Here is a 21,383-nt window from a genome sequence, read left to right on the forward strand (position 1 = left end):
CAGTTAACGTTCAAACACGCCAAATAACGTTATTTTATCCCCCGCCATACAATATTGAACAAAGCCGATGAAACTTTCGGACTTCAAATATTGTCTATATGTTAGCCTGCTGCTCGAAATCATCATTGATTCCGTTTGAAATTAAAAAACTTTCCGGTGCAGGATTCGTCTAATATCTACAGAGGATGTGAAAATCTTATTTGATAGTTCTTCAGGAGTTCCTAATGAAAAAATCTTACTATATCTATGGTTCAGTGGTTGTCGTAATAGTTATCGGAGTAATTCTACTCTTTGCAAGAAACAAAAGTCAGAGCTACAATTTCCGGTTTGATAAAGTTACGCAAGGAGATTTGACAGTCTTTGTAACAGCAACAGGCACTATTAATGCCGTCATAAGTGTTGATGTCGGAACACAGGTTTCAGGGATCGTTGCTAAGCTCTATGCAGACTTCAACTCTATTGTGAAGAAGGGACAGCTCATCGCACAAATTGATTCTACCTTCCTTGTCCAATCTGTAAAAGATGCTGATGCAAGCCTTGATCGTGCGCAAGCGCAATTAAATGACAGTAAACGATCATACGAACGAACTTCTGAACTGTATAAGAAAGGCCTCGAATCAGAATTGAATTACTCTGCTGCCCTGACGTCGTACGAATCGAATCAAGCCGCGTTAAAACAAGCCCAAGCCTCATTGGATAGAGCAAAAATTAATTTGGCGTACGCGACAATCTATGCTCCGATCGATGGTGTCGTGATCAATCGTGCAGTGAATATAGGTCAAACAGTAGCGGCGAGTTTCTCTTCTCCAACATTATTTACCATTGCAAACGATCTGAAGAAAATGCAGGTTCAAACCACGGTTGATGAATCCGATGTTGGCAGGATCAGTGTTGGTCAGCCGGCAACATTTACCGTCGATGCTTATGCTGATGAGACATTTTCAGGCACGGTGTCACAGATCAGGCTTGCTCCCCAGTCAGTACAAAACGTTGTGAATTATATTGTCATCATCGATGTTCAAAATGATCAGTTGAAGCTTATGCCGGGAATGACAGCAAACGTGAAGATCCTCATTGCGAGCGCACAAAATGTTATGAAAGTCTCGAATATGGCCTTACGATTTCAACCTGCGGCAGATATTATTGACACAACAGGTGCTGGTTCCGCACGAAATAGTTATATAGGAAGAGGAGAAAATATAACAGACTCATTAAAGTCGGGCCGCCCTTCCTTTACTGAAAACAACAACTCATCAGAACCATCACCAACAGACAGATTGCGTTTCCGAGCTATCAGAGACTCAATTCAATCGGCGCATGGCGGCAAGTTAAGTCCAGAAGATCTACGCAGTGAAATGCAAAAGATGTTCGCTGGCAAAACGTCCCAGAGGATCACTCCAATCACTTCAAGTAAACCAAAATCCCGAGTGTCTGGAGATGCTGCAAAATTCGGAATTGTTTCGAATTATCCTGAGTACCAGAAAAGTGCATATATACCTTCTCATCAATCTGGAAGAGGAAGAGTGTGGGTATTGAAATCCAATGGGTTGCTTGAGTCTATTTTTGTAAGAACCGGTTTGAATGATGGACGATTCACGGAAATAAATTCATCGAGATTGAAACCGGGCGATCAAATAGTGCTTGGCGCGACTTCTAACAATAATGGGACATCTCAACAGGTACAGAGTCCTCTCTCAGGACAAAGTCAAAGTCAAGGTCAGCGAGGCCCCGGGGGAGGTGGCTTCCGATGATCGCCGATATCCACACTGCGCCAATAGGTGTTGACGGAGCGCTTATCCGGATAGATCACTTAACCAAAGTTTATCAACTTGGAGAAGTTGATGTACATGCTTTGCGTGGAGTATCGGTAAGTGTGTTAAAAGGAGAATTTGTCGCAATCATGGGGGCGTCTGGTTCCGGTAAATCCACATTTATGAATATTTTGGGTTGCCTTGATAAACCAACGAAGGGATCGTATGTCCTTGAGGGCATCGATGTCGGCAAATTATCCAGAGATGAACTCGCATCGATACGGAATAAAAAAATCGGATTTGTGTTTCAGGGATTTAATCTCCTTTCGCGCACATCGGCGCTTGAGAATGTGGAGCTCCCTTTGTTTTACGGTCCGACCTCAAACAAAGTCCGCAAAGCAAAAGCTATTGAAGCGCTCGATCGCGTAGGACTTGGGGATAGAATTCATCATTATCCTAACCAGCTTTCTGGCGGTCAACAACAGCGAGTTGCAATCGCAAGAGCATTGGTAAACGATCCGAGTATTATTCTCGCCGATGAGCCAACCGGTAATCTGGATAGTCGAACAAGCGTTGAGGTCATGGGTATATTCCAGGAACTGAATAATCATGGTATTACAGTTATTCTTGTAACGCACGAACCGGACATTGCAACGTTTGCGAAACGACACATCGTTTTTCGAGATGGTAAGATTAAAACAGACAGGATCAACAGCAGTCCAAAGGTTGCTTCCGAGGTGATCAAAGAGATGCCGATGATCGATGATGAAGAGGAGGAAGCGGCATGAAGATTCTCAATATTCTTCATTCAGCGTTCAGAGCATTGCAGCGCAATAAGATGCGGTCATTTCTCACCATGCTCGGAATCATTATCGGTGTTGGGGCTGTGATAGCGATGCTTGCCATCGGCCAGGGCGCTGAATATTCAGTAAAGGAACAAATTGCAGCGTTGGGTACAAATGTACTTATGGTCTATCCAGGCGCTCAACAACAAGCCGGAGTAAGGACTGCTGCAGGATCAGCAACAACTCTCACAGAGGATGATGCTCTCGCTATTGGAAGAGAATGCCCGGCAGTTCAGTATATTTCGCCGGGGGCAGGAGCCGGAGGTCAGGTCATTGCCGGCAATCTAAATTGGTCGACCGGTATTCAGGGTGTCGGCTCCGACTATCTTGAGATACGCCAATGGCCGGTTGAATACGGAGAGTTCTTCACCGATCAAGATGTGAAGGCAGCAGCAAAAGTCTGCATCTTAGGAAGAACAGTTGCTGATAATCTTTTTCCCGAATCGAGTCCGGTTGATCAAACTGTTCGCATACGAAGTGTCCCATTTAAAGTCGTCGGCGTGCTGACAAAAAAAGGGCAAAACGCAATGGGGCAGGATCAAGACGATGTTATCCTTGCACCTTATACCACCGTCATACGAAGACTCTCTCATTGGCCCAATTTAAGGTTTATCCTTGTCTCCGCTACGAGTTTGAAGGATATCAGTGTTGCTCAAACACAGATCTCCGACCTTCTGCGCATGAGGCATAAAATTCAACCGTATGATCCGGACGATTTCACAATTCGTAACCAGACTGACCTCGCCGCAACAGCAACAGCAACCACTGATATCCTCACAATCCTTCTGGCAAGTATTGCATCGGTTTCGTTGCTTGTCGGCGGAATCGGCATTATGAACATCATGCTTGTCTCTGTCACAGAACGCACGCGCGAAATCGGTATCCGGATGTCTATTGGCGCACGAAGTAGAGACATCCTTACTCAATTTCTTATTGAAGCGCTTGTGCTTAGTTTATTGGGCGGTATTGTTGGAATCATCCTTGGCGTTGCCGGTTCATCGATTATATCGAGCATTGCGAAGTGGCCTACGATCGTCACAGCATTCTCGATTATTCTTTCGTTCGGCTTTTCAATTGCTATCGGGATATTTTTTGGATTTTATCCGGCGAGAAAGGCTGCAATGCTCAATCCCATCGACGCTTTGAGATATGAATAACTTCCCCAAGAACGAAGTCCATCTTCCACTTCTGGTTGATGAACGAAAGAAGATGGACTTCTCCTTCCTCGAAGTTTTCATCATAGTTCCATCTTCATAGAGGGTAATGATGCGCCTATTATTTTATGGAAGACAAATCCAAGTTGTCAGTCCTTTGGAGAATCTACAACTCGTAATTTCGTAATAGGGAACCTTTATTCAATAATGTATGTCTATCAATGTATGAGCAATGAAACACATATAATGAAAGGACAAACCTAGAGAGAACCTTGATGACCGTTTATGCGAATAATTATTTCTCCGGGGTAAACGTGTTGGTTCGTTTCATTTCAAGTTGCAGAGAAGATTTTATAAACCATTTCACACCACCTGCGCATCTGCGCGATAGAGCTTCCATTTGCTGGGAAGCGATAGAGGGTGGTGTTTTTTTGTACATATCTTTCGATTCCTAAACAGGAAATTGCATAGCAGAGAGAACCATTTCTATGAAATTAAAATATTATCACGCTTCAGTTGTACAAACTATATATTTTATAATCTATTTGGCTCTGTCTTCTGTAATAATATTTACCCCGATATTAATCAAGGGATCTGTATACATAACAAAATCATTTATTATTGATGAAGAAATAGCCGAAGTGATTCTTCTTGCTATTCTGTTCTCTCTCAATATTATGATTTTTAAATTATACAAGCGAGAAGCTTCCAGGCAGGAAGAATTCATAAAAAAAATAAATAATGACAAGAAAACAACCGAGGAAAAACTTTATGATTCACTCAGTTATATTGGTAAAGTAAATGTTCAAATTGAAGAAATTAAAACAATTTTTAATACTGCGAACACATATCCGGAAACAAAAAATGAATTTAAAAAGACTTTCCGTTTCCTGAGCGAACGCGTCCTTGGAATTGTGAACACGAATTGGGCTTTGTTGAGAATAATCAACAGCAATACCCAGAGAACGATCAGCGAGTGTTTTGAAACACGACACGGCTTTTCTTGTCCATATCCCCACATCAGCAATAAAATGATTATTGAAAAACAACTCATTCCATCGTGTACGACGGTTATTTCAAATTCAAAAAATTTAAATATCCTCGTCTATTGTACTATGCCCATTGATCAGATCAACAATGATCAACAGATTTTTATCCAAGCGATCATAAATGAGATTATTATGCTCTTCATTATCTTGAATTCCTCATATTACAAAAACGGAAACAATGTCGACGAAGAAAACAATTCTCATGACAAAGGGAAAAAAATATATCCGATAACAGCGTTTGGTTGAATATGGTCGCTTGGAGCAAACCTCTTACATCTTGCTTGTTACAGGATTTTCGAGAAATTATGGTATGTCTTTCGGATCTTATCCGGCAAGAAAAGCAACAATGCTGAATCCCATCGACGCTTTGAGATATGAATAACTCCCCCCTCAAATACGAAGTCCATCTTCTCTTTCTGATGTAAAAGAAAAGAAGATGGACTTCACCTTCATACTAAACGATGTACGTTTTGCTGTTGGTACTATGAGATGCAGCTGTCCGTTATCGGAGTAAAATAAGTTTCTTGGTCTCTGAAAATGTCCCTGCCTGTAAACGGTAGAAATACACACCGCTTGGCAAATTGTTGGCGTTCCATTGCTTTGAGTAGGTTCCAGCTGCCATTTCATCAGAAACGAGAACCGACACTTCTCTCCCCAATGCATCGAATACTTTTAGCGATACATACGATTTTGATGGGAGACTAAATGAGATGGTCGTTGTTGGATTGAATGGATTGGGATAGTTTTGAGAAAGATTAAAATCGTTGGGCAATTCATTTCTTTCATTGACACCCGTTGTTAACGCAGAAATCGGCACTCTAAATACTCCTCCAGTTTCTGTTCCAACAAAAATATTCGTGCCATATAATAATGCTGATGTAATTACTCCTCCCGAAATTCCACCAAGAGGTATCGTTGCTATTTGGAATGTGTTCAGGTTAATGGACGTACCAACATTATTGCCAAAGAAATAATATTGCCCACTTATCATATCTGATGCGCATGACCTAAAATCTCCCGTTGCAACAGCGGGCGTCCAACTGGTAAAAGTTGGAAGAGATAAATTTAAATAAAGTCCGTTACTGGTTAAAGCAAAAATCGAAAATATGTTGTTTATCTTCAATGCATCCCCACTAAGCCCGGTATTTGCTTCAGTCCAAGTGCTGCCACGATCGGTTGACTTGAAAGCGCCATTTTCTGTTCCTGCAATTAATAAAACAGATACATCCTGACTCATAAATCCTCTAATGTTTTTTGATGCTCCTGCAGGAATTCCAGTTGCTTCAGTCCAGATAAACGTAGTATTATCCTCGGTAAAAAAGATACCGCCATTTTTTGTTCCAACTATTCTTCTTGAAGGATTATTGTATTGTCTATATAGAGTTATATCTTTATTCGCAAGGGTTTGCACAAACGGCGGTACATATAATGCAATTGGAGGTTGTAGGAGAGCCATGCCATTTTGAGCGTAAATAAACATATTTTGACCAGTAATAACATCGCCCTCTAAACCAAAAATGTTAAGACTTGGTAAGGTGCCATTTTCACTATAAGTACTCCATGAATCACCATTATTCGTGGAACTAAAAATTCCTTTATCTGAAGTGCCGGCATAGATTGTCGTACCAACTCGAGCCACACCGGTAATGTTTAAGCTGCCAAGATTATTGTTTATTGGAGTCCACTGAGCAAACAGCGGAGTGATAGCAGTGAAAATTGAAAATACCAATACGATAAACCGGAACAAAACTTTCATAAATAATTCTCCTTAATTAAACTATGATTGAGTTAATAATAATGAATGCGGTGAGAACGGAAGCTTGAGGACAAAAAAGGCAAAAACCGCGTCACAACATGTAAAATGATAACCAATATTTATTATGTTTACTATTTAAAAATAGCGAATGATGGCGATAATATCAAGAATTATGTGTGATCTCAAAAATATCCATCCCATTGGTACTCTTGCTCCATCGGTATTACGAATAGTATAGTTGTACCTGTTATGGAACAAACACATGAAATCAGTCACGGAGAGTATCGTTCCTCAAAATTTTCATCCCTCTTTCATCTTTTTTTAGTACTCTATATATAGAGTAATTTATGTCTATACTTTTATTAAAGATGATTCCAAGGTATCTGCATCTATCGCAAAGCATTTGCTGGCGGAGAGACTATTTAGAACCACTTGCGATTTTCTATTGTTAAGATAAAGTATGCTATATATAAACAATCATATTTTGGAGAACCATCATGTTTAAAACTATACAACACATCGCAATTTTTTTTATGTGCCTTTCAGTAATTGGTCAGGCACAACCTACAACCGGTTATCATGTCGTAAAAAGGATTACCGTTGGCGGTGAAGGCGGGTGGGATTATATTACGTTTCATGCTCAATCGCATCGATTGTTTGCATCGCACGGTACCAAGGTTGTTGTGATAAGCACCGATTCCGATAAAGTCATTGGCGAAATTCCTAAGACAGAAGGTGTACATGGTATTGCGGTGGCTAACGAATTTGGACGCTGTTTTATCTCCAATGGACGTACAGCCACAGTCAGTATTGTTGACTTGAAAACATTAAAGCTTATCGACACCGTTTCCGTTGGGAAAAATCCGGATGCGATTCTGTACGATTCTTTTTCCCGCCGCGTATTTGTTTTTAACGGACGAAGCAATGATGCAACGATTCTTGATGCTAAAAATGGATCCGTAGTTTCAACATTGCCGCTTGGCGGCAAACCTGAATTTTCCGTCACTGATGGCAATGGACGTGTCTTTGTCAATATCGAAGATAAAAGTGAAATTGTCGTCATCGATGCAAAAGCAATGAAAATACTGTATCGCTGGTCAATAAAACCCGGTGAAGAACCTTCCGGTTTGGCTATCGATGTCAAACATAATCGCCTATTTTCTGTGTGCGGCAATAAATTGATGGTCGTCGTAAATGCAGAAAACGGAAATGTTGTTACCTCGCTTCCCATCGGCGATAGAGTCGATGGCTGTGCGTTTGATCCTGGTGCAGGACTCGTTTTTTCATCAAACGGCGATGGCACCATGACGGTCATTCGCGAAGATTCTCCATCGAAATTTTCTGTTCTGGAAACTGTGAAAACCCAAATTGGTGCACGCACAATAACAGTTGATCCCAAAACGCACACGTTGTATCTTCCCGCTGCAGAATTCGGCCCGGTGCCCGCTCCAACACCCGATCGGCCTCGATCACGACCACCGATTTTACCGGATACATTTTGTATTCTGAAAATTCAAAAATAAGAACCGTGAAAATCACTATCAGAATTCTATTTCTTGTTTTCGTTGTACTTTCGCATGCAAACGGTCAGATAGTGTTCACGCTTGACCGTTGCCTCACTTTAGCAAGCACACAGAATCCGCGGATGCGGAGCGCTGAAAATGCCATACGAGCCGCAGAGCTTTCGCATGCAGAACTTTCCACTACGAAACTTCCGCAAATAAAATTAGGCGCAAGTTCTATCTATGCACCATCATCAGGAAGTTTTGGATATGATCCGGCATTATCCAATGGCGGTCAAGTGGCGGGACAAGTGATGGTTCAACAATCTTTGTACGATGGCGGCATACGAGGATTGAAATCCGACCAACTTTCAATAGACATCGACCGGTTTGCGAAAGAAAAACGGATAGCTGAACGCGATTTAATATTTTCCGTTAAACAAACATTTGTTGAAACGCTTCGCTCCGAAAAAGAAATAGATTTGCAGGAAGAGAGTGTCCGTCAATTGAGAGATTATTTAAACATCGTCCGCCGTCTCTCCAAGGTCGGAAGCGCTGCGTACACTGATGTGTTGAAAACCGAACTTCAGCTTTCGAACGCGCAGCTTTCGTCTCAAAAAGCGACTGAAGAATTTGCCGTCGCAAAGTATTCTTTGGCAGAATTAATAGGCATGCCGCTTGATACGGCGTTTAATATTGTTGGCTCATTGAACGATACGACGAACACGGAAATTGATTCATCGTTGTTGAATGCATATCCAGATTCATTATCAAGTCTCGAAATGTCGGCGGCATCGCTGGCTATCAAGCGTTCCCTGATGGACGTCGAGTTGACCCAGCACGAAAATTATCCAACCGTTTTGTTTATGGGAGATGCAGGATTGCTTACATCGGGGGATAATCTTCGTTTACCGCGCGACGAGCGAGTCAGTATGTTTGGGTTTTCCTTTGGTATTGCATTGGAAATTCCTCTTGTCAATTGGGGTGCAACCGATTTGCGGGTTCAGCAGAAACACCTTGACGCAGACAATCTACGATTGCAATCGGAATTATTGCAGCGTTCTCTTACGACCGAATCACGGAAAACACGGCTTCAGATTATTAAACAGCGCGAACGGCTTCGTTCCATCCAGAACAACCTTAAATCTGCGGAAGATAATTTTCTTCTCACAAAATCTAAATATGCCGGCGGAGGAACATTGTCGCTGGAAGTGCTCTCGGCGCAGCAATTGCTGACCGACACAAAACTTTCTGAATTACAAACGCTGGCAGACATACAACTTCTTGCTGCCAAAATGGAACAATTGACTACACGATAAGCCCTATGAAAAAATCTTATACAATGATCGTGCTCTTTTTTCTCATTCTCTCCACTTCACTTTTCATTGATGGATGCCGTCAAAAGCAGGGTGACGACGAAGGCAGTCAATCAGCTGCGAAAGCGACCGTATCTGTAAAAGCTGGAACTGTGAGCGAACGAGATGCCATTGTCGTCGTTGATGCAATCGGAAAAACTGATGCCTTGCGGAAAGAAAAATCGTATGCACCGATTGCTGGACGCATCATTGCTCTCAAGGCACTGGAGGGAATGGAAGTAAAGAAGGGCGACGTTCTTGCCATTATCCAAACGAAAGAATCCGAAGCAACCATTCTTGGTGCCGAGTCGATGCTGAAGTCAGCGGTGACTGCTGAGCAAAAATCTGAAGCTGAGCGTATTCTCCAACTTGCACGTACAACACAGAGCAGCGTGAACGTCTACGCAAAGTTTGACGGTTTCGTTTCAACGCGGAGTGCAAGCGAAGGGGAACTCGTTGCAGAGAATGCCGAACTTCTTACTGTTATCGATCTTTCCACTATCGATTTTCTAGCGGATATACCTCTTCGCGATGTTTCATCGATTCAGCGCGGCGCGCGTGCTTCAGTGAGTTTTCAATCCATACCGGCAAAATTGTTTCCCGCAATCGTCGATGCAATCAATCCGCAAACGGATATTCAAAGCCAGACCGTTAAAGTTCGGTTGCAATTTTCGACTTTGAATACTTCACTTCTCTCTTTGTTGCGAACGGAGATGATCGGCACCGCAAAAATTACCACAGGTATTCGGAGACACGCTTTATTTATTCCAAAAACAGCGCTGCTTCGCAACGACGAAGACAATTCGTATTCAGTGGTGATGATCACGGCCGATTCTTTGGCAAAAATAGTTCCTGTTACGATTGGCGTCAGTGATGAATACTCAGCAGAAATACTCAGTGAACACATACGAGCAGGAATGATGATTGTCACCGAAGGAAATTATGCGCTCACTGATTCGATGCGACTTGCCGTTGTACGGTAGGATGAACCATGAGTCTGTTTGAATACGTTCATCATCACGCGAAAGCGATTCTCTTCACTGTAACTGTGCTTGTCCTCTCCGGCATAGCGCTTACTCTGCACATGCCGATTTCGCTTTTCCCGGATATTACATTTCCCCGCATCGTCATCCTAGCAGATAATGGAGAGCAGCCCGCGGAACGGATGATGGTAGAAGTCACGAAACCTCTTGAGGAAGTGGCAAGTTCTATTCCCGGCGTGAAGCTTGTTCGTTCCATCACCGGCCGCGGTTCGACAGAAATATCCATCGGTCTGGATTGGGGAACGAACGTTCAACAAACACTGCAATTTCTTCAAGGTCGAATTTCAAATGTTCGTAATACACTTCCGGCATCTGCTTCCATACAAGCGGAACAAATGAGCGTTGCCGTTTTCCCAATTCACGGCTACAGTCTCACGTCGGATAAATTGAGCTTGGTGGAACTGCGGGATATTGCCTTGTATCAGATTCGTCCGGTTCTGATGAAAGTGAAAGGTGTCGCAAAAGTTGAAGTAACCGGCGGCGACACGCGGGAATTTCTTGTCACTGTTTCGCCGGAAAAGCTTGCTGCCTACCGCTTGGACATCCGTCAAGTTGCAGATGCAGTTCAGAAAACAAATTTTATTTCATCTACCGGAATTGTGAACAATAATTTCCAGATGTACCTTGCATTAGTTTCCGGTTTGTTTAAAACCACGGATGACATCAAAGCAGTCGTGATTGCTGTTCAAGGCGGTGTTCCGATTAAAGTATCTGATGTGGCAGAAGTGAAGCCATCGGTTGAGGATAAATTTATCCGCACGACTGCGCACGGACAAGATGCGGTGTTGATCAATATTGTGAAACAGCCAACGGGCAGCACTGTTCAAATAGGAGAAGATGTTACAGCGGAAATAGCCAACCTTCATCTTCCGGCAAATGTTCGCTTTGAGAATTGGTATGATCAAGGTGATTTCATCATCAGTTCTATACTCAGCACGCGGGATAGCATTCTCATCGGTGTTGTGCTGGCGATGATTGTCGTGTTCCTCTTCCTGCGCAGTTGGCGCATAAGCCTGGTCATGCTGATGGTTGTTCCGGCAACCATAGCGTCAACATTTGCTTGTCTCTATTCGGTCGGTTTGACGATCAACATCATGACACTCGGCGGAATTGCTGCAGCTGTTGGTCTCATCATCGATGATTCCATCGTCGTCATTGAAAATATCTTCACACATTTTTCCAAGCATCAGCCCGAACGCGGCACCGTGCGAGCGCCGGGGTTTGCCAAAACTGCATCTGCTTCATTGAGCGGCTTGATGCCGGCTATTATGGGTTCCACAGCAAGCACAATTGTCATCCACATTCCGCTGGCATTTCTCGGCGGTGTAACCGGAGCGTTCTTCGCATCACTTTCAATCACGATGGTGTTTGCGATGCTTATCTCGTTTCTCTTTTCCATAACGCTCGCTCCGCTGCTTGCAATGCTGTTAGTGAGAGAAAATGACATCGAACACGAATTAGAACGGCACAACCATCCTTCTCAGTTTGCTGCCTGGTATGAGCACACTCTACGCCAGCTTCTCAAATATCGACTCCTTATTATTCCTGTTGCATTCATTATTCTTGGTGCAACGTACATTCTTTACAATCACATTGGCAACGACTTTATGCCGGAAATGGATGAGGGGACATTTGTTTTAGATTATAAGTCGCCTTCAGGTACATCCATGGATGAAACGAACCGCATCTTGATGAATGTCGAGCATATTCTGATGGCGATTCCAGAAGTGGAATCGTACTCGCGACGGAGCGGGACGCAATTAGGTTTCTTCCTCACGGAGCCAAACGATGGAGATTTTCTTGTCAAGCTAAAAAAAGATCGCTCGCGGGGAATCGATGAAGTAATTGCTGAGGTGCGTGAGAAAGTAGAATCATCCGAGCCGCGTTTGCAGATTGAATTTGGGCAGTTGATGATGGATGTCATCGGTGATCTCACCAACAATCCTTCGCCGGTGGAAATTAAACTCTTCGGCGACGATACACCGCTGCTTCATGCCACGGCAGAAAAAGTAGCCGCGTTCATTGAAACCATACCAGGTGTCGTTGATGTGTCCAAGGGGATTATCATCTCTGGACCGTCATTCATTGTGAACGTCGATGCTGTCAAAGCATCCATTGCCGGATTGAATCCAGCGGATGTGCGCGATCAATTGGAAACGATTATGCGTGGCCGTTCGGAGACTCAAATTCAAAAAGGCGAGAAGCTGGTAGCTGTTCGCGTGCGATTTCCTGACGGTTACCGCACGGATGTGGATAAAATCGAACAAGTGCAGTTTGTCAATCCAAATGGCGTACGCGTTCCGCTTCGCAACATCGCAACAATTCAAAAAACTTCAGGACAAGCGGAATTGCACCGCGAAGGGCTGCGCCAGCTTGTGGCGGTGACGGCAAGAATCGACGGACGCGATCTGGGAAGAACGGTCGAAGAAATTCAACAAAAACTTGCTAACGAGCTTCCTCTTCCGAAGGGAATTACAATAGAATACGGCGGCGTATACCAAACACAGCAAGAATCGTTTCGTGGATTGTTGCTAGTATCGCTCGCCGCATTTATGTTGGTATTTATTGTGCTCTTACTGGAGTTCGGCGAGTTTGCCGTTCCATTCTCCATCTTCATCGTAAATGTACTTTCTCTTTTCGGCGTACTGGGGGCTCTCTGGCTTACAGGAGTCTCCTTCAACATTTCCAGCTTTGTCGGAGTTATTATGATCATCGGCATTGTTGCAGAAAATGCCATCTTTGTTTTACACAGTGTAAAAGTATTTCAAGCGGAAGGTCTTCATTTGGAGGACGCTTTGGTGCGTGCAGGACAAATGCGTGCCCGGCCGATTCTCATGACCACGCTTGCCGCTGTCTTTGCTCTTCTGCCGCTCGCGATTGGTATTGGCGCCGGTGCTCAGATGCAGAGGCCGCTCGCAATCGCTATTATCGGTGGATTTTCTGTTTCGAGTTTTATCTTGTTCTTTGGTCTTCCTGTGATTTACCGATTGCTCCATAAAGCTTCGTAAAATTCCTTGGTGAGACGTTCAATTCCTGCCCGCCAAGATTTTTGGCGCGGAAGAATGAGTACCGATACCGATGAGTTGTTTGGTGGATAGAAGGCGGCTGTTGAAACGATAGTTATATGAAAGGAAAAATTATGAAGAAGAAAATATTTATCGGCATCGGAATATCAGTGCTCGTCATACTCATAGGTGCAGTCATCGTATTGTATCCTATGATCCGTTTTATGACACAGAAAGAAATTGTCCAGATTGATCCAACGCTGACATTGGTATTGGGTGGTGGCGGCAACAGCGGTATTATTATTGGCGATAGTGCTGTTGTTGTTATCGATACAAAAATGATGGGCAATTCAGAAGACCTGTACAAGCTTGCAAAGGAAAGAACGGGTCAAAAACCTATAATCGTGATTAACACACATTATCACAAAGATCACGTAAGTGGAAACAAGTTCTACAAGGGAAGTAAAATCTATATCGGGAGTTATGGAAAAGAATTTCTTCTAAAAAATATCGATGCAGAGAATCAACCGACAGATTTTGTGAAGGACAGTCTCGTGATCGATCTTGGTAATGAGAAAGTGCATCTTTATAATATTGGCCAAGGTCATACCACGAACGATCTTGTAGTTTATCTATCCAATCGCCATATTCTCTTTACTGGAGATTTAGTATTCTATCGAATCAATCCTGTTTTAAAGAAGGAGAGTGGAGCAAATGTTTCTCGTTGGATATGTTTATTGGATACCATTGTAAGCCGATGGGGAGACAGTAAAATTGTTCCCGGGCATGGACAGGTTGGTGACAAAGAATTAGTGATTACATTGCGTCAATATTTTGTCGATATGACTGCTGCTGTCACAGATCCAAGTAAAAAAGATAAATATAAGGATTGGTTGACAATGCCAGGGATGGCATCACCGGAAAAGACAGTCGAGTTTATAAGAAATTCTGGGGAGAAGAAGTAATCAAAGAAGCTAACCTCCCGCATTGACACGGCGAATTTTTCTTGGTGAATGTGGTGTGACGTGATTCAGATACGGAAACAGAACGAAGGTGAAGAGATAAAGATTGTGGCTCGCCTACGTTGCGAAGCAACTCCGCCGGGTAAAAAGGGAAATCCTCGTAGGGATTTGATTTATCAAATCTCTGTGAAGAAGGATGTGATGTCTTATAAGGACGTGATAAATCACGTCTCTACAGAAGCAAAAAACCATTGCACCCATAGTCATTTCCTCGAAAGTGAGAATTCAGAACCGAGGAACATCACAGATCTGGATGTCCGCTTGATCCTGCAAAAAGCGCGGGACGCACAAAACGCTAATCCGCGAGCATGTCAGAAAAAGCAGATAGAGCATAACCCAAGATTCGATTTCATAGACCCTTCGAATCAATCCACCTGTTTCTCATTTGACAACACCAGCATTGAAACTAAAATATCTTTTTGACTGTTCAACAATGAGGTAAGGATAGTCTATGAAGGATACTTATGAAGATGAAGTTTGTATCATTACTGATAAGCGTTCTCGTCATTTCAAGTTGTGCAAAAACGGACTTTAAAAATATGAATACAGGATTATTACCGGAAAATGGACAAGGATTGGAAACTGCAACTTTTGCAGGCGGATGTTTTTGGTGTGTGGAGACAGCGTTTGAAGATTTAGATGGCGTTAAGAAAGTTGTGTCCGGTTATTCGGGCGGACATGTGAAGGATCCTACGTATGAGGAAGTCTGCACTGGAACAACAGGCCACCTTGAGTCTGTTCAGATTGTGTTTGATCCGCAGCTTATCAGTTATTCTGAACTGGTTGACATATTCTGGAAACAAATCGATCCTACAGATGCGGGTGGTTCTTTTGTCGATAGAGGATCGCAATACCTCTCAGCTATTTTCTATCACAACGATGCACAAAAAAATATTGCCGAATCATCAAAAACTGAACTGGACACATCCGGGATATTTGATAAACCTATAGCTACGAAAATTATTCAATTCACCTCATTTTATCCTGCCGAAGATTACCACCAGCAGTATTGTAAAAAGAATCCAGTTCGATATTACAGTTATCGAAGCGCATCAGGCAGAGATCAATTTATCAAAGCAGCCTGGGGAGATATAGGATTATCGAAATACAAAAAGCCAGCGAAAGAAGATCTGAAGAAAAAACTCACAGACATGCAATATGAAGTAACGGCTCAATGTGGGACTGAACCGGCTTTTAATAACGCTTATTGGAACAATAAAAAGGTTGGCATTTATGTAGATGTCGTTTCCGGCGAACCATTATTTAGCTCGACAGATAAGTTTGACTCGGGCACAGGGTGGCCAAGTTTTACTAAACCGATTGATTCGCGATACATCGTGAAGAAGAAAGATTCGACTGCATATATGGAACGAATTGAAGTACGAAGTAAATCAGGCGATTCACATTTGGGACATGTCTTCGATGATGGACCCACTCCAACGCACTTGCGATATTGTATCAATTCTGCATCGCTGAAATTCATTCCAAAAGAAGACATGGAAAAAGAGGGCTACGGATATCTACTGTGGATATTCAAGTAAATCAAGAACCTTAGAGATGCTTTTAAATCTCAAATCGCAACCTACAAATATCAAACAAAACATAAAGTTACAAAACAGATATGTATCTTTTGTCATTGAACACTTGGATTTGGTAATTGTGTGAAGCTTGATATTTGGAAATCGAGAATTTTTACATACCTCAAAAAAAGCTTTAAAAATATAAATTTCCACCAAAAATCATTTCATAATCCGTTGTCGTACTTCAGTGGTTCATCTTTTACTTTCTTCGGCGGTGCACCAAAACGATAAGCAATAGCAAAGTAAACGACCTGGAAATTTTAAGTATTCATTAGACATCCATAAAAGACACTAACCCCATTCAACCTGTCGAACTATTGCGGAGTCTAATGAAAAGAAGGTATAGTGTGCATTAATTATCAGAAACATTTTTATTATGTATCCGTTCATTATCAAGAGATGTTAAATAAAACGCTTTTATAAAAACAAGAAAGGATAATATATGTCGACCGCTCTCAAACGAACGACCATAGGACTTGTCGTTATCATTGGAATTTCAATATTGTCTTCCACTTTGACACAAGCGCAGCCAAAAATACAGATGCAGCGAATGTCTGTAGAGAATCATGTCAAGATTTTAAAAGACAGTTTGAAACTGAGCGATAAACAAACCACCAAAATCATAAAAATTCTGGAAGACCAGCGCGAAGAAATAGTCACTGCGTTGAATGAACATCGTGATGATCGAAGTGCGTTGCAAGCGGCAAGGAAAGAAATTACGAAGAAAGCTGAGCAAAATATTAAATCCATTCTCACAGAAGATCAGGCAAAGAAGTTTGATGAAATGATAAAACAACGTAACGCGCGTATGGAACGACGGACACGATCAAGCGGTAAGTAAATTACGCAGCCGCAGTGTCAACACAAAGCCGGGCCGGTGGACCTGGCTTTTGTTTTTTTTTGTATCTCAAACCTCCCTAAACAAATCTTGCAGAATTTCTTATTGTGGTCTTTCTTGCTTCTCTCTCCATTTCTCGGTACTTTTTTTAAAATATCCTACGGAATTCAATGCAACCTTACATACGTTCTGCCCTTATCGTTCTCGGATTGTTGCTGCTCCAAACCACATTTCTCCCCTTCATTGCGCTTGGCGGATATCTTCCCGATCTCTTCATATTCTATCTGGTGTATATTGCGCTGCGGCGCGGACAAATTGAAGCAACCATCAGTGGATTCATCATCGGATTACTGCAGGATATACTCACAACACAGTTTTTTGGCTTGGCGGCACTTTCTAAAACTATTGCCGGATTCGTTGCAGGATATTTTTTTAATGAAAACACAGCAGAACAAACTCTTGGTTCGTACCGATATGTGTTGCTGGTTGCACTTTGTTCCGTTGTTCATAATCTTCTCTACTTCATATTTTTTTTCCAAGGGAGCAACGACTCTGTATTGTTTTCTACGATTGAATATACCATGGGAACGACTCTCTATACGTGCGTCATCAGCGTCCTGCCGATGTTTTTCTTTTCCAGAAAATATAACACTCCTTGGGCACAATGATTAATGTAGAAGAAATTGGCGCCCCATTGCGGAAGCGGGTACTGACCATTATTATTGTTTCAGCGTTTGTATTCTTGGTACTTCGGCTTTACCAGTTGCAATTATTATATCATACAGAGTTTGGGAGGAAATCCGATGAGAACAGTGTGCGAACAATTATCAAAGAACCGGTGCGCGGGTATATGTTTGATCGCAACGGCCTGTTAGTTGTAGATGATGGTCCGGCATATTCGATCACTGTAACGCCGGCCACGTTTGATACCATGGCACTCTCTTTCTTTAGTTCGCTTCTCCAGATGGAACCATTGGTGATTCAAGAACGCCTCAATCGCGGCCGTATATATTCGCGGTTCTCTCCCGTTCGCATCAAACGGGACGTCGATTTTAAAACGCTTACGGCAGTGGAAGAGAATCTCTATCAACTCTCCGGTGTATCGTATGAAATTGAATCGAAACGCATCTATCCATTTAATGTCCGTGCGCCGCATCTGCTTGGATATTGTAAGGAAATTACCGATGCACAGCTTGCAAAAGTTGGCAGTGCATATCAACAAGGTGATATTATTGGCTCTTCCGGTTTGGAGGCAAGTTACGAAACGTTCTTACGCGGCGAAAAGGGATTTGAGTTCATCTCGGTAAATTCCAAGGGGCAATTATTAGGACCGCTTGATGGAGGACGGCGTGACATTCCTTCGAAAGAAGGATTCGATTTGAATCTGAGTGTTGACTTCGGTCTCCAGATGCTTGCCGAATCTTTGATGGTCAATTATCGGGGTGCATTGGTTGCTATCGATCCCAATGACGGTGGTGTGCTTGCGCTCGTGAGTAAACCGGATTTTGATCCATCTGTCTTCAGCGGTGTAACATCTGTTGAAGTATGGAATCAATTGAATAATGATCCAGATAAATCGCTCTTCAATCGCGCCACCATGACGCGCTACCCGCCAGGTTCTACGTTTAAAATGCTCATTGCATCAGCGGCGCTTGAAGAAGGAATTATCGACGAACATTTTCGTATCACATGCAACGGGGCGTACCGATTCGGCAATAAAACCTTCAAAGATCTCCATGTCCATGGTTCTATGAATGTTGTAGAAGCAATTCAACATTCATGCAATGTATTTTTTTATCAACTCATTCTCAAAATTGGACTTGATAATCTCTACAAATACGGCAAGCGGTTTGGGTTCGGTCAGCCAACAGGTTTTGATATCGGTGAAGAAACAGCGGGCATTCTTCCTTCTGTCGAATACTACAACCGCGTCTATGGAAAAGGAAAATGGACGCAAGGATATCTTGTAAGTCTCGGTGTCGGCCAAGGTGAAGTTGGTGTCTCGCCTATGCAGATGGCGCGCTATGCTGCTTTGTTGGCGAACGGGGGCACACTCTTACAGCCGCATGCGGTTAATTCCATTCGTAATAAACGCACCAACAGTTTCGATGTGATTGATCACAAGGAAAGTTCGGTTGGAATTGATTCGAGCGTCATGAAATTGATCCGTGAAGGCATGCGGCGTGTTGTGGAAGCGCCCGGCGGCACCGGCGGTATGGCACGCATACCGGGTATCGTTTCAGCCGGGAAGACTGGAACTGCAGAAAATCCACACGGTGCAGATCATGCCTGGTATATCGGCTTTGCGCCATTTGATCATCCAAAAATCGCTATTGCTGTGATGTTGGAAAATGCCGGATTCGGCGGAACAAAAGCAGCCCCCATTGCAGGCAAGGTGATGCAGAAGTACATCTTTGGCGAATTACCGTTGAAAACTATCAGCAGTCCGCGGGCAGCATCAATGAACGACACAACGAAACATTCACTGAACACACGAAAGCAATAGTATGTTTTCTTACTTGAAAGAATATTTTGATTTCCGTGCATGCCTCATCTGTCTTGCTTTGGTGATCATTGGCTTGATGTCAATCTATAGCGCAACATTTGACATCAACAATGCGACAAATTTCTATAGACAGGCCCTCTGGGCTGGAATTGGCTTCATCGTCATGATGGTTACAGCTTTCATTCCTCTTCGCACTGTACAGCGTTTATCGTTCGCATTTTATTTTTCAACGCTTGCTGTACTTTTCATTGTTCTTGTGGTTGGCAGTACAGTCAAAGGATCGAAAAGCTGGTTTGGTGTCGGCGGTATCGGAGGACAACCATCTGAGTTTGCGAAGATTGCAACCGTGCTCGCATTTGCATCGTATCTTTCAAAAACAGATGTTTCTATTTCGCAGATTAAACATCTTGTCGTAGCGTTGTGCATCTTTGCTATGCCCATGTTCCTCATCCTTGCAGAGCCCGATCTTGGAACAACCATTGTATTTTTTGCAACACTGCTGCCGCTTCTTTACTGGGCAGGCGTTTCAAATTTTATTCTTATTGCCATTCTCGTCCCGATTCTTGTTGCATTGGGCGCGCTCTTAGGCACGGCACAATTTCTCATTGCATCGATTCTCGGAGCGACCTTATTATATATCTTCCGTGCGAATCGATTCGCATTTGCGGTTGCTTTCGCGATTGCTCTTGCCATCGGACTTTCAGTGCAAATTATGTACGAGCACATGCATGTATATCAACAAAAAAGAATTACGACATTTCTCAATCCTGAAGCCGACCAATTGGGTGCTGGATACAATGTCGTACAGTCGAAAATTGCCATCGGCTCCGGCGGATTTAGGGGGAAAGGTTTTTTAAAAGGAACGCAAACACAGCTTAATTACATTCCTGAACAATGGACAGATTTTATTTTCTGCGTTCAGGGAGAAGAGTTTGGGTTTCTCGGCGCTTCTTTGGTCTTAGTCTTGTTTGCGGCATTATCGTTACACGGATTGAAGGTGGCGAATATTTCTAAAAATAAATTCGGAAGTTTATCGGCAATTGGTATTACCGGCATTCTCACGACGCATACAGTCATAAACACCGGTATGGCCATGGGAATGATGCCGGTCATCGGCCTGCCGCTTCCTTTTATGAGTTACGGCGGCTCTGCGCTTATCGCAAATATGACGATGGTCGGTTTGCTGATGAACTTCTATGCCAATAGAAAAGAATATTGAATACAACAAGAGCTATACGTAAAACGATGATAGTGAGTAGGGGGGATCAGTTCATATCATTTGAAGTTGATATGAGAGTTCAGGTCAAACGTCGAAGATGAATACAGACAAACGCCTCCTTCGTTAATAAAAACTCTGGAGGCGTGCATCACTCCATCACTTTTTACCAACCTATTATTTTATCCGCACAAACTAAATTTTTCCGACCAAATCTAATCCCGGCTTAAGAGTTTTTGCTCCGGGTTTCCAATTCATTGGACAGACTTCACCGCCATGCTCGGCTACAAATTTTGCCGCCTGCAATTTGCGAATAAGTTCATCAATGCTTCTGCCAATACTGTTGTCATGAATTTCGTACGCTTTCAAAACACCCTGCGGATCGATGAGAAATGTTCCGCGCAGTGACAGTCCTTCGTCTTCAATAAGTGTACCGTATGCAGAGGAAACACGCCGTGCCGGATCGGCAAGCATCGGATATGTAATTTTCTTGATGGTGTCAGAAGTATCATGCCAAGCCTTATGCACAAAGCCTGTATCGACACTGACCGAAATTACTTCCGTGCCCTCTGCTTTTATTTCGGCATAATGATCCGCCAATTCTCCAAGTTCTGTTGGGCACACAAAAGTAAAATCCGCCGGATAGAAAAATAGAATGACCCATTTGCCTCGATAATCCTTAAGCGAGATCTTTTTAATTTGATCGCTGATATAAGCATCTTCAGTAAAGTCGGGTGCTGGTGCGTTAATCTTAATCATAA

Annotated in this window: 17 protein-coding genes; 14 read left to right on the forward strand and 3 right to left on the reverse strand. The window is 42.9% G+C overall.

Annotation, left to right across the window (positions count from 1 at the left end):
• Positions 1–224 precede the first annotated feature (224 nt).
• From NTX44_11700 to NTX44_11710, 3 genes are read left to right on the forward strand one after another with little or no spacing between them, the layout of a single operon-like run.
• A complete protein-coding gene (locus NTX44_11700; protein ID MCX6122262.1) occupies positions 225–1,751 on the forward strand; it encodes an efflux RND transporter periplasmic adaptor subunit in 1,527 nt (508 codons plus the stop codon).
• On the forward strand, positions 1,748–2,539 hold the full coding sequence (locus tag NTX44_11705) for an ABC transporter ATP-binding protein (GenBank protein ID MCX6122263.1): 792 nt from the start codon (positions 1,748–1,750) through the stop codon (positions 2,537–2,539). The genes NTX44_11700 and NTX44_11705 overlap by 4 nt, the downstream gene beginning before the upstream one ends.
• Entirely contained in the window at positions 2,536–3,753 is a 1,218-nt protein-coding gene (locus tag NTX44_11710) for an ABC transporter permease (protein MCX6122264.1), read from the forward strand. The genes NTX44_11705 and NTX44_11710 overlap by 4 nt, the downstream gene beginning before the upstream one ends.
• A gap of 292 nt (positions 3,754–4,045) precedes the next feature.
• On the opposite strand, the gene NTX44_11715 is transcribed toward NTX44_11710, so the two are convergent.
• Positions 4,046–4,189, reverse strand: a complete 144-nt coding sequence (locus tag NTX44_11715; GenBank protein MCX6122265.1) for a hypothetical protein — start codon at positions 4,187–4,189, stop codon at positions 4,046–4,048.
• Between the two features lie 49 nt (positions 4,190–4,238).
• On the opposite strand from NTX44_11715, the gene NTX44_11720 reads away from it, so the two are divergent.
• The gene (locus NTX44_11720; protein ID MCX6122266.1) at positions 4,239–5,045 is read left to right on the forward strand and encodes a hypothetical protein; all 807 of its coding nucleotides are present in this window, start codon (positions 4,239–4,241) and stop codon (positions 5,043–5,045) included.
• 256 nt (positions 5,046–5,301) lie between these two features.
• On the opposite strand, the gene NTX44_11725 is transcribed toward NTX44_11720, so the two are convergent.
• Positions 5,302–6,555 carry a T9SS type A sorting domain-containing protein gene (locus NTX44_11725; protein ID MCX6122267.1) on the reverse strand — a complete coding sequence of 418 codons (1,254 nt, stop codon included), beginning with the start codon at positions 6,553–6,555 and terminating at the stop codon, positions 5,302–5,304.
• Positions 6,556–7,052: 497 nt separating this feature from the next.
• Between NTX44_11725 and NTX44_11730 the strand changes: the two genes are divergently transcribed.
• The 10 genes from NTX44_11730 (at position 7,053) to rodA (ending at position 20,625) form a co-directional block, all read left to right on the forward strand.
• On the forward strand, positions 7,053–8,078 hold the full coding sequence (locus NTX44_11730) for a hypothetical protein (protein MCX6122268.1): 1,026 nt from the start codon (positions 7,053–7,055) through the stop codon (positions 8,076–8,078).
• A 5-nt stretch (positions 8,079–8,083) separates the two neighbouring features.
• Positions 8,084–9,376 (forward strand): TolC family protein, encoded by a 1,293-nt coding sequence (locus NTX44_11735; protein ID MCX6122269.1) that lies wholly within the window; start codon positions 8,084–8,086, stop codon positions 9,374–9,376.
• 5 nt (positions 9,377–9,381) lie between these two features.
• Entirely contained in the window at positions 9,382–10,395 is a 1,014-nt protein-coding gene (locus tag NTX44_11740; protein ID MCX6122270.1) for an efflux RND transporter periplasmic adaptor subunit, read from the forward strand.
• Between the two features lie 8 nt (positions 10,396–10,403).
• A complete protein-coding gene (locus NTX44_11745) occupies positions 10,404–13,463 on the forward strand; it encodes an efflux RND transporter permease subunit (protein ID MCX6122271.1) in 3,060 nt (1,019 codons plus the stop codon).
• A 131-nt stretch (positions 13,464–13,594) separates the two neighbouring features.
• Positions 13,595–14,425: an MBL fold metallo-hydrolase gene (locus NTX44_11750; GenBank protein MCX6122272.1), complete on the forward strand. Its 831-nt coding sequence runs from the start codon at positions 13,595–13,597 to the stop codon at positions 14,423–14,425.
• 521 nt (positions 14,426–14,946) lie between these two features.
• Positions 14,947–16,023, forward strand: coding sequence for a peptide-methionine (S)-S-oxide reductase MsrA (gene msrA, locus NTX44_11755; GenBank protein MCX6122273.1), 1,077 nt, complete (start codon positions 14,947–14,949; stop codon positions 16,021–16,023).
• 481 nt (positions 16,024–16,504) lie between these two features.
• Positions 16,505–16,903 carry a hypothetical protein gene (locus tag NTX44_11760; GenBank protein ID MCX6122274.1) on the forward strand — a complete coding sequence of 133 codons (399 nt, stop codon included), beginning with the start codon at positions 16,505–16,507 and terminating at the stop codon, positions 16,901–16,903.
• A gap of 167 nt (positions 16,904–17,070) precedes the next feature.
• Complete coding sequence (gene mreD, locus NTX44_11765) at positions 17,071–17,568, forward strand: rod shape-determining protein MreD (protein ID MCX6122275.1); 498 nt, start codon at positions 17,071–17,073, stop codon at positions 17,566–17,568.
• Positions 17,565–19,406, forward strand: coding sequence for a penicillin-binding protein 2 (mrdA, locus tag NTX44_11770; GenBank protein ID MCX6122276.1), 1,842 nt, complete (start codon positions 17,565–17,567; stop codon positions 19,404–19,406). The genes mreD and mrdA overlap by 4 nt, the downstream gene beginning before the upstream one ends.
• A 1-nt stretch (position 19,407) precedes the next feature.
• A complete protein-coding gene (gene rodA / locus NTX44_11775; GenBank protein MCX6122277.1) occupies positions 19,408–20,625 on the forward strand; it encodes a rod shape-determining protein RodA in 1,218 nt (405 codons plus the stop codon).
• 192 nt (positions 20,626–20,817) lie between these two features.
• Here the strand turns inward: rodA and NTX44_11780 are convergent, their stop codons facing one another.
• Positions 20,818–21,381: a redoxin domain-containing protein gene (locus NTX44_11780; GenBank protein MCX6122278.1), complete on the reverse strand. Its 564-nt coding sequence runs from the start codon at positions 21,379–21,381 to the stop codon at positions 20,818–20,820.
• Between the last annotated feature and the right edge of the window lie 2 nt (positions 21,382–21,383).

It is taken from the genome of Ignavibacteriales bacterium (assembly GCA_026390575.1).
Taxonomy (GTDB): domain Bacteria; phylum Bacteroidota; class Ignavibacteria; order UBA10030; family UBA10030; genus Fen-1298.

What these genes read in the sequence shown, in the direction of transcription:
- NTX44_11710 (MCX6122264.1), top strand. Translation starts at nt 2,536, where the DNA reads ATGAAGATTCTCAATATTCTTCATTCAGCGTTCAGAGCATTGCAGCGC.
- mreD (MCX6122275.1), top strand. Translation starts at nt 17,071, where the DNA reads ATGCAACCTTACATACGTTCTGCCCTTATCGTTCTCGGATTGTTGCTG.
- NTX44_11780 (MCX6122278.1), bottom strand. Translation starts at nt 21,381, where the DNA reads ATGATTAAGATTAACGCACCAGCACCCGACTTTACTGAAGATGCTTAT.
- NTX44_11725 (MCX6122267.1), bottom strand. Translation starts at nt 6,555, where the DNA reads ATGAAAGTTTTGTTCCGGTTTATCGTATTGGTATTTTCAATTTTCACT.
- NTX44_11745 (MCX6122271.1), top strand. Translation starts at nt 10,404, where the DNA reads ATGAGTCTGTTTGAATACGTTCATCATCACGCGAAAGCGATTCTCTTC.
- NTX44_11750 (MCX6122272.1), top strand. Translation starts at nt 13,595, where the DNA reads ATGAAGAAGAAAATATTTATCGGCATCGGAATATCAGTGCTCGTCATA.
- NTX44_11720 (MCX6122266.1), top strand. Translation starts at nt 4,239, where the DNA reads ATGAAATTAAAATATTATCACGCTTCAGTTGTACAAACTATATATTTT.
- msrA (MCX6122273.1), top strand. Translation starts at nt 14,947, where the DNA reads ATGAAGATGAAGTTTGTATCATTACTGATAAGCGTTCTCGTCATTTCA.
- NTX44_11730 (MCX6122268.1), top strand. Translation starts at nt 7,053, where the DNA reads ATGTTTAAAACTATACAACACATCGCAATTTTTTTTATGTGCCTTTCA.
- NTX44_11700 (MCX6122262.1), top strand. Translation starts at nt 225, where the DNA reads ATGAAAAAATCTTACTATATCTATGGTTCAGTGGTTGTCGTAATAGTT.
- NTX44_11740 (MCX6122270.1), top strand. Translation starts at nt 9,382, where the DNA reads ATGAAAAAATCTTATACAATGATCGTGCTCTTTTTTCTCATTCTCTCC.
- NTX44_11760 (MCX6122274.1), top strand. Translation starts at nt 16,505, where the DNA reads ATGTCGACCGCTCTCAAACGAACGACCATAGGACTTGTCGTTATCATT.
- mrdA (MCX6122276.1), top strand. Translation starts at nt 17,565, where the DNA reads ATGATTAATGTAGAAGAAATTGGCGCCCCATTGCGGAAGCGGGTACTG.
- rodA (MCX6122277.1), top strand. Translation starts at nt 19,408, where the DNA reads ATGTTTTCTTACTTGAAAGAATATTTTGATTTCCGTGCATGCCTCATC.
- NTX44_11715 (MCX6122265.1), bottom strand. Translation starts at nt 4,189, where the DNA reads ATGTACAAAAAAACACCACCCTCTATCGCTTCCCAGCAAATGGAAGCT.
- NTX44_11705 (MCX6122263.1), top strand. Translation starts at nt 1,748, where the DNA reads ATGATCGCCGATATCCACACTGCGCCAATAGGTGTTGACGGAGCGCTT.